General features: G+C 32.4%; 7 protein-coding genes. 2 read left to right on the top strand and 5 right to left on the bottom strand.

Translation table 11 applies throughout. From position 1 onward, the window contains the following. From Q8S45_RS03820 to Q8S45_RS03800, 5 genes are all read right to left on the bottom strand, one after another. On the bottom strand, window positions 1-3,104 hold a 3,104-nt coding region (locus Q8S45_RS03820), incomplete at its 3' end, for an alpha-amylase family glycosyl hydrolase (RefSeq protein WP_305601393.1). A gap of 94 nt (window positions 3,105-3,198) precedes the next feature. Beyond that, entirely contained in the window at window positions 3,199-4,809 is a 1,611-nt protein-coding gene (locus tag Q8S45_RS03815; RefSeq protein ID WP_305601391.1) for a SusF/SusE family outer membrane protein, read from the bottom strand. A 19-nt stretch (window positions 4,810-4,828) separates the two neighbouring features. After that, the gene (locus Q8S45_RS03810) at window positions 4,829-5,896 is read right to left on the bottom strand and encodes a SusE domain-containing protein (protein ID WP_305601389.1); all 1,068 of its coding nucleotides are present in this window, start codon (window positions 5,894-5,896) and stop codon (window positions 4,829-4,831) included. A gap of 21 nt (window positions 5,897-5,917) precedes the next feature. Beyond that, window positions 5,918-7,525 carry a RagB/SusD family nutrient uptake outer membrane protein gene (locus Q8S45_RS03805; protein WP_305601387.1) on the bottom strand — a complete coding sequence of 536 codons (1,608 nt, stop codon included), beginning with the start codon at window positions 7,523-7,525 and terminating at the stop codon, window positions 5,918-5,920. 14 nt (window positions 7,526-7,539) lie between these two features. Continuing rightward, entirely contained in the window at window positions 7,540-10,470 is a 2,931-nt protein-coding gene (locus Q8S45_RS03800; RefSeq protein ID WP_305601385.1) for a SusC/RagA family TonB-linked outer membrane protein, read from the bottom strand. 315 nt (window positions 10,471-10,785) lie between these two features. On the opposite strand from Q8S45_RS03800, the gene Q8S45_RS03795 reads away from it, so the two are divergent. Together Q8S45_RS03795 and Q8S45_RS03790 are read left to right on the top strand one after the other, a co-directional pair. Next, entirely contained in the window at window positions 10,786-11,808 is a 1,023-nt protein-coding gene (locus Q8S45_RS03795; RefSeq protein ID WP_305601384.1) for a LacI family DNA-binding transcriptional regulator, read from the top strand. A 242-nt stretch (window positions 11,809-12,050) separates the two neighbouring features. Next, on the top strand, window positions 12,051-13,397 hold the full coding sequence (locus tag Q8S45_RS03790) for an MFS transporter (RefSeq protein ID WP_305601383.1): 1,347 nt from the start codon (window positions 12,051-12,053) through the stop codon (window positions 13,395-13,397). The last annotated feature ends 2 nt before the right edge of the window (window positions 13,398-13,399 follow it).

The following is a 13,399-nucleotide window of genomic DNA, read 5'->3' as shown; positions in this document are numbered from 1 at the left end:
AAATTACCATTGGTTGGATTAGGATATGCAATTATTCTCTGATACAAATCAACTTTTTCTAAAAAAACACCTTCACAGTCAATACTGGTTTTAACCTGTACTTCATCTCCGTGTTTAACATCTACTGAAAACTGAGGTGCTAATGATTTAAACATCATTTCACCATTTACAAACACATCAAAAGGCGCGGTTCCTTGTGCAATTTCAATTTCCATTTTGTTTGCAGATATACTAGATTTTCCAGAAATGGTTGTTCCCGCTGCTATTACTACTTGATAGCATTGCTCATAACTTTGCCCTGTAACCGTAATACAAAGTGTATATGTTCCAGGCGCTACATTTGAAATTGTAGTACTATTGGTAAAACTTGTATTTATACCGCTTATTGTTGCAACATAGTTTTGAGTTGTTACCGCTGTAATCTCTAATTTTCCGTTGTTTTTGTTTGGACAAGTTTCACTGGTAACTTTTATTGAATAATTATTGTGTGGCAGCGAAAATAAAGGACAACCAGTTGAATTTACAGAAGTCCCAGGAAAAGTATTTGGGCATAAATCGGTACTATCGTTAACTCCATCATTATCACTATCATCTGAAGAAGTTCCACCTCTTGGATCTAAAAATCGTACAGTAGAGTACATTTTATATTCCCCTGGATTTAGCGTAATAGTTTGAGATGTGTTAGTTAATTCAAGTTGTTCCCCAGTAAAATATTCAAACCAAACACCTGTTTTCGAAAATTGTGTTGTTATTTGTTTGGTTACCACATCAAAATTTCCCAATAAAACAACATCTGCACGAGCATCTCTTAAAATAATTGACTTAGTTAATGAGCCAACATTTAAGGTAAAATTAGAAGTGTTAAACACTTCAGGAATTTGTTTTTTAAATGCATTTAATGTAGCCCATGTATTGTAAATTTGTTTTCTGTTTGGGTTGGTAAAATAATCCCATTTAATTGGTTTTCTTCCTACTCGTCCATTTTCATCAATACTAATATCGTATCCTAATTCCCCAAATTGCCATATCATTTTTGGTCCAGGAATTGTAAGGAAAAACATTCCAGCCAATTCTTGTCGTGCTAATGCAGTATTTAAATTTTTAACATTGTAATTACCATTATTGTTGCCAAACTGTAAATTTTTGAACATCACACGTTCCTCATCATGACTTTCCATATAACCAACAATATGAGGGGCGTTCCAGCCTCTTTGCAAGTATGAAATCCAAGAAATATCAGTCTCAGTATTATAACCCATAGTATTTTGATTATAGTTGTGATTCATATTTCCCCATAACATTATACCGTAATTTGCCAATTCTTTTTCTTCAGTGTTTTCAGATAAATGCTCAAAAATAACATATGGTTTGTTTGTTGGTTTATGACTCCAAACGTGATCTGCATAACCCTTTAAGATTGCAATTCGGGATGCATCGTAAGCACTTGCCCAGTTATTGGCTCCTGTATATATTGTGTTAGACATTCCTTTGGTAAAATCGAACCTAAATCCGTCTATTTTGTATTCATTAATCCAATAGCTTAACACATCTTTAAAAAATGTTTTGGTGTATGTAGATTCGTGGTCAAAATCGTATCCCCAATGTGCACTAGTATTGTCAACTAAATTATGATCTCGGTTGTACCAAGGATTATTTATTGCAGGTTTATTGGCAACACTATCCCAATACATTTGAAGTAATGGTGATTGACCATAAGAATGATTAAAAACCACATCGGCAAGTACCGCCATTCCACGTTTATGGCATTCATCTACAAACTTTTTTAAATCGTTTTTTGTGCCATAAGCTTTATCGGCTGCCATATATAATGCGGGGTTGTAACCCCAACTATCAGCTCCTTCAAATTCATTAATTGGCATTAATTCTATGGCGTTTACTCCTAATTTTTTTAGGTAATCTAATTTGGTAATTGCTTCGGTATAAGAATCAGATTCTACAAAATCTCTTATGTGTAATTCGTAAATTATTAAATTGTCTTGGGCAGGTCTTATAAAATCTGTTATGGTCCAATTGTATGGTGTTTCATTTATTTTAAAGGTTGAAACATAACCTGTTGTTAAACCTGTAGGATACGCCTTTAAATTAGGATAATTTCCAGGTTTTATCCATTGGTCATTTTGTGGGTCTAATATTTTTTCAGAATATGGATCAGCAATTTTAATTGTATAATCTACCAAATATTGATAAGCATACTCAGTATCTATATTTAAATTAGGAATGGTTATCCAAAAGAGAGATGTATTATTGGTGTCTTTTTTAAGTTGAAAGTTTTGTTGAATTTGCCAATTACTAAAATCCCCGATTAAAAATACTGTTGTTTTATTTGGTGCTTCTAAAACGAAACTTACTGAATTGTCTAGATTTTTAGTTACCCCTTTTTTAAGTCCTGTAGGAATCGGTTGTGATACCGTTGGTGTTTTAACGTACACAGAGATTTGAGTTTCTTTAGTTTCAGTAGCAGTAGTTGCAGTTGCTTTTATAGTATATGTTCCTGAATTTAGAAACGTATAAGGTTGTATTAAGATTTTATTACTTGAAATGGAGCCAATAGAAACGTTATTTATAAAAATAGTAATAGTGGCGTTTATAGAAGATTCGGCAGTAATGTTGATGGTCTCATTTAAATTAAAGAAACTAAAATTTAGCGGATTAGAAATAGCAATATTTAAACCGGCTGAATAAATAGGTATAAAAATATCTGGATTAGTTTGTTTTGTTGCATCGGCTGATCTGAAAACAAAGCTAATTTCTGTAATATTGGATGAAGTAGGAACTCCATAAAATGAAAAAACAGTTGGAGTAATGGTTAACGTATATTTATTTGGATTAGAACCATCTCTTGTTAATTTAGGTTGGCTCGAATTATTACCCCAATTTCCAATAACATTTTGCCATTTAGAACTACCAATTGTCACCCCTGTATGAGCATAAATATCTCCAGTTACACCTGCAAGACTAGTACCTGTGGCATCAAATGATATGGTTACAGCATCATTTGCGGTAGGTAAGCTTGGTGAAGTAGTAACTTGTGAAAATGCTATTCCAGAAACAAACAGAAATAGTAAAATTAATTTATGTTTCATTTTATAATGTTTTGATAAAGATAAAAAAGCCAGAACTTTTGTTCTGGCCTTTTACAAAAGATTTTTATAAAACTATTTTTAATATAGCCTTAAATTAGATTTTAACGTAAGAAATAGTTCCTTTGTTAAAGTTAACAGTTATTTTATAGGTACCAGCATTTGAAACCTTTAAATTATCTTCACTGTTTTGTTCTAAAACATTTTTAGAAGTTTTACTTGTCCCATAATCATTGTCCCAAGAACCAGCAACTGGTACAAATTTAAACTCATCGTTTGCACCTAAGGTTTGTGTAATTTCAAATACGCCAGCAGAAACTTGTGTAAATTGAGGATTACCCGTAGTGTTGCTCCAGCCATTAAAACCACCAACTAAATATAAATTAGTAGGTATCGTAATTTTAGAAACCGTAAAAGTCAAGGTATTAAAGTTAACAGCAACAACATATTTTCCTGCTTCATAACCCTTTAAGTTATCTTCATCGTCCTGAACAATTCTACCAGTAGCAGTTTTACTTGCTCCCCAGTCTCCATCCCAACTTCCATTGGTAGGTAGAAATTTAAATTCAGCACCACTTGGTAAGTCTAAAACTGTTGAATAGATACCTAAACTTGCTTCACCCATAGGTAATGCAGCACTATTATTCCATCCATTTATTGAACCAACAACAAATAAATTATTAACAGCAGTTAATTTAAATTTAAGTGTATTAAAATCTACAGTCACAATATATTTACCAGCATCAAATCCTTTTACATTATCTTCATCTGTTTGAACAATACCACCTGATGTTGTTTTACTTGCACCCCAGTCTCCATCCCAACTAGTATTTTGAGGTAAAAATTTAAATTCTCCTCCTGCAGGTAAATTAATTACAATTGAAAAAATATTTTCTCCCGTTTTATTAAAAGGTATTGAGGTCCCTGGATCCCAACCTGTTAAAGAGCCTACTAAGTATAAACTATTTGGAGCTACTATTTTTGTTACAGTAAATGTAAAGGTATTTAGATTTACATAAATCTCATATTTACCAGCAGCATAGCCAGAAATATTTTTTTCATCTTTTTCTACCAATTTCCCAGGCTTGGTTTTATCTTCACCAAAATCTCCATCCCAACCTGTATTTTGAGGTAAGAATTTAAACTCTGCACCAGCAGGTAAGTCAACGGTGATTTTAAATTCATTAAAAGCAATTCTAGTCATTGGTAATGATTCTTCAGGTTTCCAATTTGTTAAACTACCTACTAGGAAGAACTTAACGTATTCTACTTTAAAAGGCGTTAATAAAACGGAAACTTTATTTGAAATTACTTCTCCAGAAACCACTCTAATCTCAATACCGGCTTCTGTATCACCAGGAATTTTTAAAAGATCAATTGCTAAAGTATTTAATTGAACAACGGTTAGTGAAATTGAAGTTTTATTGGTTGTTCCAATAGTAACAGGGCTCGCAAAATCGGTTCCAGTTAAAGCTACTACAACATTATAATTGACTCCAGTACCTTCTAATGTAGGAGAGGTCCAGCTAACTGTTAAACCAGGGTTTGCTTTGTTAGTGCTGTTCAATGCAATTGATGAACCATCAATTGGACTATTTATGGTAATGCCTTCTATTGGATCTAAAATCTCAAAGTTTTCATTGGCATCGCAGGAAACAAATCCTACAATAACAAGAGAAAGCAAAACTAATTTATATATATATTTCATATTAATTCAGTTTAAAAGTTTATTTGGCAGTTATAGTATAAGTGTACTTCCTAGGATTTCTTAAATCTAAAACAACTCTATAATTTCCAGTTGGCCTGTCAAATATAAAATCTCCACCTGCTTGAATAAATCCATCCTTATTTAAAGATCCAAATTCAAATGCTCCCCATTCGTTATTTCCTCTAAATTTCCATCCCTTACCATTTTCTAATCGAATATCAACAAAGAGAGTTTTTGTTGCAGAGTCATAGGTTAAATCAGTGTCACTATCCCATCCAGTTGGAGTAGCAGCACCAATAATACCCCAACTTACTGCTTGAATAGAATAAGTCAATTTTTCAGTGTCAGCTTTTACAAAATAATAACCAGCTACAGTTGCATTGGCATTATTTTCACCATCTTTATCAATTAGTTTTCCTGTTTTAGTACCGTCATCTCCCCAATCTTTATTCCCCCAAAAGAATTTACCTGCTTTATCTGGAGCTAAAAATTTGAATTCACCATTTAGCCAAACATAACCTTCATAATCAGTTTTTCCAAACCCAGATGCCGCCAATAATGGTGCAGTAGCTGGATCCCAACCTTGATGATTTCCAGGTACAGCTATTGTTGGTAAGTCGGTAGTAAAAGTGGTTATAAAAACTGTTACTGCAGCTGAAGTTTGTAATAAACTTTTAGTTGCTCCGACTGTAGATAAAATTCTAATTTCTAAACCTCCTTCAGTAAAAGGAGATAAGCCAGCAGTTACAGCAATATTATTTAATTCACCAATATTCCAAGTAACAAATCTGTTTGATGTTGAGGCCGCTTTAAACGGAGCCGCAAATGACGTTCCTGCTTTGGCTACTTCAACAACATACTTAATTTCTGTTGGAGTGCCATATTCAGATGGATTCCAGTTTATTGTAAGAACTGGGTTCAATTGACTTTCTGCAGGGTTCAAAATATATTTTGAACCTGAAGAAGGTGTAGTTATTTCTCCACTTCCTTGTGGAGATAATGTTAATTGTACCGAATCTTCATTATCACAAGAAACCAACGTTACTGTAGCTAATAAAAGAAGAAGTACCTTAAATATATTTTTCATAATCTTAATAGTTTAAAGTTATTAATATCCTGTATTTTGAGTTAAATTAGGATTTGCAGCCATATTATTAGCTGGAATTGGATATACATTAAAATGACTAGGTAATGCGATACCACTTGCGCTACCTCCTTTAAATACCCAATTGTAATTTCCTCCAGTAAATAACCCGAATCTAACTAAATCTTGTCTTCTGTGTCCTTCCCAGTATAATTCTCTTGATCTTTCATCAATTAAGAATGGTAGTGTTAAGTTTGCAGATGATATTGCAGATGAACTTGCTCTACTTCTTAATAAGTTAACATAATTAACCGCATCGGTCATTGATCCTCCAGTTCCACCTCTTACTACAGCTTCTGCATACATTAAATAAATATCGGCCAATCTAAACATAGGGAAATCGGTGTCTACAAATGTAGGATCTGGTCCTGGTTTTCCTTTTGATGTAATATTTTTATACTTTGTAATAATAAAACCTGAGTCTCTATCACCTACATCAACAATATCAATAGTTCTACCAGCTGTTAATAAAGTATTTCTTTTATCAGTTAAAGGAACATCTCCATTTAAGAACTTATTTGCAAATTGTTTTCTAACACGAAGTGCTCCACCCCAACCTTGTGCGCCAAGTGCAGCAGAATTGCTTTCTAAACTTCCTACTTCGCCATTTATTATAACGGTAGTTGCTCCATAATTTTGGGTAACAACACCATCAGAAACTAAATGAAATATTATTTCGTTTCTTCCAGCTTCATTAAAATCGTTATCAGCTAAAAAGTTTAAACTATAATCGGAAGCTAATGAAAAACCTGATCCTATAACTTTTTTAGTATAGGTAATACACTCCGTATTTTTTTCTTGACCAGTATATACTTTAGCATTTAAATAAATTTTTGCTAAAATGGTCCAAGCTACTGCCTTATCAGCTCGTGCGTATTCATTTTGTCTTGGTGCAATTAAATCACCTTCAATAGCTAATAATTCAGACTCTACAAATTGAAATAATTGAGTTCTATCATATTGTGGCCCTTGAAAAGTGCCAATTGGGTCGTTTTCAGTTACAAAAGCAGCTTTTCCAAATAAATCCATCATATGGTAATAGGCTAAGGCTCTTAATAAACGTGCTTCTGCTCTATATGCTTTTATGTCATTCCCAACTTTTAAAGTATGACCTCTTGCTTCTATTACTTCAGGAGTAGTTTGTCTTAAAAAGTCGTTTGTTAAAGCCACTGTAAACATTGCTCTACTGAAAAAACCTAGCAGGATCGTATTGCTTGGTCCCCAAGTATTTCTTTGAATTTCTTTAACCGCACCACCTTCATCATTTTCATAAGACCAAATTGGCTCATCTGCAGCTAAATCTTGTAAATACCATAATGTTCTAGCATATTGGCTAGTACCAGGATCGATACCTTGCAAATTTGAGGAGCCTGCTCCACTTGTTCCTGTTAGTGAAAGATTTCCGTAAATTCCTGCTAATGCTTGTTTGTAAGAATTAGAACTAGCGTAGAATTCTTCAGATAAAAATTCATCATCATCTTTTGGTGTTACATCCAAATCATTAGTACAAGCACTAAGTATGAATAGAATTCCAAAAAAGAAATAAAATTTATGTATATAATTTGTTTTCATTTTCGTATAATTTATTAAAATTTAATGTTAGCACCCATCAAGAATGTTCTTGCTCTTGGATATATGGTGTTGTCGATTCCTCCATAGATTTCCGGATCTAATCCACTGTAATTAGTTACGGTAAATACATTTTGGATTCCTCCCCAAAGATAAATACTTGATAAATCTTTATTGAATTTACTAAAGGTATATCCAAAAGTTAAGTTGTCCATTTTAAGGAATGAAGCATTCTCAATAAAATAATCTGAGATTAGAACATTACTTGTTTCAACAAAATTAGAGGCTAAAACACTTGTTGGTAAATTTCCTAAAGCCGTTGTAGCTTGTAAATTATTGTATTGAGCTCTATTTGAATTCAGATTATTGTACATATAATTTCCAATACTAGCTCTTAAATTGAACGATAAATCAAAGTTTTTATAATTCATACTAGATTGTAAGCCCATCGTAATGTCTGCACTTGGCTTTTTGTAAATGTATCTATCGCTTAAGTTTAATTTACCATCTTGATTTATGTCTGCATAAGCTCCTTCAATTGGTGCTCCTGCTTCATCATATAATTGTTTGTATACATAATAAGAATATGGTGAGAAACCTTCTCTATGTAACTGAATTCTTGATCCTGTTCCACCTGCAATACCACCAACTTCAATGTCTTGGCCTAACGCTAAAGCATCAATTTCAGTACGATTAACATTTACATTATAATTTAAATTCCAATTAAAGATGTCATTTGATACAACATCAGCACCAATAGAAAACTCAATACCTTTAGAAGTAAATTGACCAATATTTTGCCATCCTGCATTGCTAAAGTTAGAACCATCAGATACAGCAACATTTGCTAGTAAGTCTTTAGATTCTTTTAAATAAACCTCTGCTGAACCTTTAATTTTGTCGTTGAATAAACCAAAATCAAATGCAGCATTGTAAGTTGTTGTTTCTTCCCATTTAATAGCTTCAAATCTCGATTGAGGAATTCCAACTATAATAGGAGTGCTACCAAAAATGTATTGAGAAACTGCATCACCTGTTAAATGTCTTCCTAAATAAGCATAAGATGCTGGAATGTCTTGCTGGCCTGTAATACCCCAACCTAAACGTAATTTCAATGTTGAAATAATGTTAGAATCTTTTAGAAAATCTTCTTCATTAATTTTCCAAGCCAACGCAGCAGCTGGGAAATTACCCCATCTATTGTCTTTATTAAATCTTGATGTTCCGTCTCTTCTATAAGATAATGTTAAAAGATATTTATCGAAGAAACTAAGGTTAGTTCTTCCAAAGAAACCAATTAAAACAACATCGGGATGTGTATTAACATCCGATTCAGAATCTGGATCTATTTTATTTCCTGTGTTAAAATCTTCACCTTCAAATTTTTGATAAGAATAACCTGCAGTAGCTTCAATTTTAATATCGGCTAATTCTTTATTATAAACTAAATAAGCATCTAATAATGTGTTTTTTCTTTCACTTGTATAACCTGAATTTGATCCTAAGAAAGGTGTATTAATTGCGGGTCTAAAACCATTAATACTTTCTGTAGATAAAATGTTAGAGCCAGTTCCACTTGATTTATCATAACCTAAGTTTAAAACTGCTCTTAATTCAGGTAAAAAATTAAATTTATAATCGAATTCGACATTACCAAATAGTCTATCTACAACACTTGAATTGTTGCGTTGCATTAAACTAGCAACAGGATTTCTAGGTGCATTATTTGGCTCTCCATTTGTATGGTATTCAAAAAAATCTCCAAAAGGAGAAGTTGTGTCATATACAGGTTGAGTAGGGTCAAAATTAAGTGCAGCTCCTTCAACACCATCGGCAAATCTATTTGATTCAGAACTAACATTAGCGTTAAAATTAACTTTTAAACTTTCTTTAAAAAAAGTAGGGTTTAAGTTTAAAGTTGCAGATGTTCTTTCAAATTTTGAAGTTTTTCTTAACCCAGGTTGTATAGTGTTACCAATAGATAAACGGGCAGGTAAGTTATCTAATAGCGCTCCACTTAAAGAAATGTTTTGATCGAAGGTAAATTTTTCTTGATAAATTTCATTTTGCCAATCTGTAGTTGCATTTCCTAATTGAGCTACTTTTATTCCAGTTTGACCAGCAGCAACTCTTGTTGTAATTAGGTTTCTATAATCAGCGGCACTAAAGACATCTATTTTATCGGCTAATGTTTGGTAACCAGATTTAAAGTTTACATCAACTTGAAAGTCTTTCTTCCCTTTTTTAGTAGTAATTATAATTACCCCGTTTGACGCTCTTGATCCATAAATAGCAGTTGAAGAGGCATCTTTTAATACAGAAAATGATTCAATATCATTTGGATTTAAAGAGGCTAAAATAGAAGCTGATCCACCAGCTGTTGAATTAGAGATTGGTAATCCGTCTATTACAATTAAAGGGTCATTAGATGCTCCCAAAGAAGATCCTCCTCTAATTCTAATTGTGCTTCCACCTCCAGGTGCTCCATCACTAGTTATATTTACACCAGCAACTCTACCGGTAATTAAACTTGCAGGAGTAACAATATTTCCCTTATTAAAATCTTTTGAAGTAATTGCTGCTACAGATCCAGTAGCATCTTTTACAGTAGTAGAACCATAACCAATTAGTATTATTTCATCTAATGCCTGCGCATCTTCTACAAGTGAAACGTTGATAACTCTGTTAGTACCAACAATAATCTCCTGTTTGTTAAATCCTAGAAAGGAAAAAACCAAAACATCACCTTTGGCAACATTTTCTAAAATGTAGTTACCGTCAAAATTGGTACTAACACCTCTGGTAGTTCCTTTAATTATAATGTCAACGCCCGGTAACGCTTCGCCACCAGATGCTTCTGTAACTTTTCCCGTAATAGTTTGTTGACCAAACATTATCATCGGAAAAAGAAGCATGACATTAATCAATAAAAATTTAAAATTTTTCATTTATTTTAAGTTAATTAATAATTAAGGTTTGTTAAAAAAATCTACTATTATTCACGTTTCACGTTGTGAATTTATATGGAAAATGACCTTTTTTTTATGATAAATATCACTTTTGATTTTTCGCAAACGTTTTCGTGTTTGTAACTTTTCAACTCAAACGTTGGAGTGGTTTGCTTTTTTTTTTGTTTATTTAAGATCAAAACAGTTATTTGATCATTTTTACTGTTTTAAACGCATAAAAAAGGAATTGTTAAATGGAAAAGAGTCAATTTTAATTAGAAAAGTTATATTTGTAAAGCAGAAATTAAAAATAAAATGAAACCTAGAATTACCTTAAAGAATATTGCAAAAGAATTTGGTGTGTCTATATCCACGGTTTCAAAAGCGTTAAAAGATAGTCATGAAATAAGTGAAGAAACAAGGTCTAAAATTAAGGCTTTTGCAGATTATTACAATTATAAACCAAATAGTTTAGCGTTACAGCTTCGTAATCAAAGAACCTCAGTAATTGGAGTAATTATTCCAGAAATTGTACATCATTTTTTCTCTACGGTAATAGAGGGAATTGAAAAATATGCAAATGAAAAAGGGTATTCAGTTATGGTTTGTATTTCCAACGAATCTTTTCAAAAAGAAGTTTCTAATATTGGTGTTCTAACCAACGGAAGTGTAGATGGTTTAATTGTTTCATTGTCCAGAGAAACACAAGAATTACAAAATTATCATCATTTTGAAGCACTATTGAAAGATGATTTCCCATTAGTTTTGTTTGACAGAATAATAGAAGAATTAGAGTGTGATAAGGTAATTATAGATGATGTAGGAGGTGCGTTTAAAGCAACAAATCATTTAATAGAATTAGGAGCTAAAAGAATAGCCCTAATTACCACAAAAGATTATGTTTCAGTTGGTTCTTTAAGAAAAGAAGGTTTTAAAAAAGCATTAAAAAGTAATAATATTGAAATTGATGATTCTTTAATTTTTAAAATTGATGAAAAATTAAACACCTATGAACAAATTAAAAAAGTTCTTTTTGTAACAAATCCACCAGATGCTATTTTAGCTGTTAATGAAATTTACGCTGCTACTGCTTTAAAAATAGCTAAAGAAAGAGGGTTAAACGTACCAAAAGATTTAGCAATAATAGGTTTTACAAGTGGTTTAATTTCTGAGTTTACTTCCCCATCGTTATCATCTGTAGAGCAACACGGATTTTTAATGGGGAAACAAGCAGCAGAATTGCTCATTGATAGAATTGAAACTGAAGGAAATTTAGAGTTTCAAAAAGTGGTTATTTCTCCAGACCTGAAAGTTAGGAATTCAACACAAATAAACTGATAAATTGATTTATTCATTTTACTCATAAAAAAAGTTGTTAAAATTTGAGACTTACGCAAAGGTTATAGTACTGACTTCGATAAAGTCATTACTTTTTTTTCAGTTCAAAAAAGTAAAAAATAGTAATTTTAATTTATATATTTGTAGAGTAAAAGCAATTTTACATCTACTATATTTCACACTTCACAAAAATTAAATAGGTTATATTAGCCTGTTTGATATTAATATATTAATACTTTTTTATGGAAAAACGGAAACTAGGTTTCTGGGATATTTGGAACTTAAGTTTCGGATTTCTTGGAATTCAAATGGGCTTTGCACTACAAAATGCAAACGCAAGTAGAATTTTACAAATTTTTGGTGCCGATGTTCACGAATTATCTTGGTTTTGGATTGTAGCACCCTTAACAGGCTTAATTGTTCAACCCATTATTGGTTATTATAGTGATAGAACTTGGACTAGATTAGGAAGAAGACGCCCCTATTTTTTGAGTGGAGCATTGTTAGCATCAATGGGTTTAGTTTTAATGCCAAATGCTGATATGTTTACGGCTTTTTTACCCGCATTATGGGTAGGAGCTGGGATGCTTATGATTATGGATGCTTCATTTAATGTAGCAATGGAACCATTTAGAGCGTTAGTTGCGGATGTTTTACCTTCAGATCAAAGAACCCTTGGGTTCAGTATTCAAACAGTATTAATAGGAATTGGTGCTGTAATAGGTTCTTGGCTACCCTATGTTTTAACAAACTGGTTCGGAGTTTTAAATGAAGCTCAACCTGGTGAAGTGCCAACAAATTTATTACTGTCTTTTATAATAGGGGCATTAGTTTTGGTTGGAAGTATATTAATAACGGTATTTACAACCAAAGAATATTCTCCTGATGAAATTGCTCAGTTTAGTAAGGATGAAGAACAAGAAGATGAGAAAGAATCTAGTTTACTTGATATTTTCACTGATTTTAAGAAAATGCCGCTAACAATGAAACAATTGAGCTCAGTTCAATTTTTCTCATGGTTCGGATTATTCGGCATGTGGGTGTTTTCAACTCCAGCAATTGCTCATCATGTGTACGGTTTATCATTAGATGATCACGGTGATGCTTACCAAGTAGCTGGTGATTGGGTTGGAATACTTTTCGGTGTTTACAATGCTGTTTCAGCAGTGTATGCTTTCTTTTTACCAGCGATTGCTAAAAAAATAGGTAGAAAAATGACCTATGCAATTGGATTAATATGCGGAGGATTAGGTCTTATTTCTATTTATTTTGTGCCAAATGAAAACTGGTTATTCTTATCAATGTTCGGAATTGGAATTGCCTGGGCAAGTATTTTAGCCATGCCGTATGCCATTTTAGCAGGTTCAATACCGGCTAAAAAAATGGGTGTTTATATGGGGATATTTAACTTCTTTATTGTTTTGCCACAAATAATCAATGCATTAATTGGCGGTTTAATGGTTAAATATTTATATGGTGGAAACCCAATATTTGCATTAATAATTAGTGGAGTTTCTTTATTAATTGCAGCAGCCTTAGTAACAAAAGTAAAAGATGTTGATGACACTGTACTTATTGCAAATAATTAAAA

The sequence above is a fragment of the Lutibacter sp. genome (assembly GCF_030692605.1).
GTDB lineage: Bacteria > Bacteroidota > Bacteroidia > Flavobacteriales > Flavobacteriaceae > Lutibacter.
This window is presented reverse-complemented; position numbering and strand designations above follow the sequence as displayed.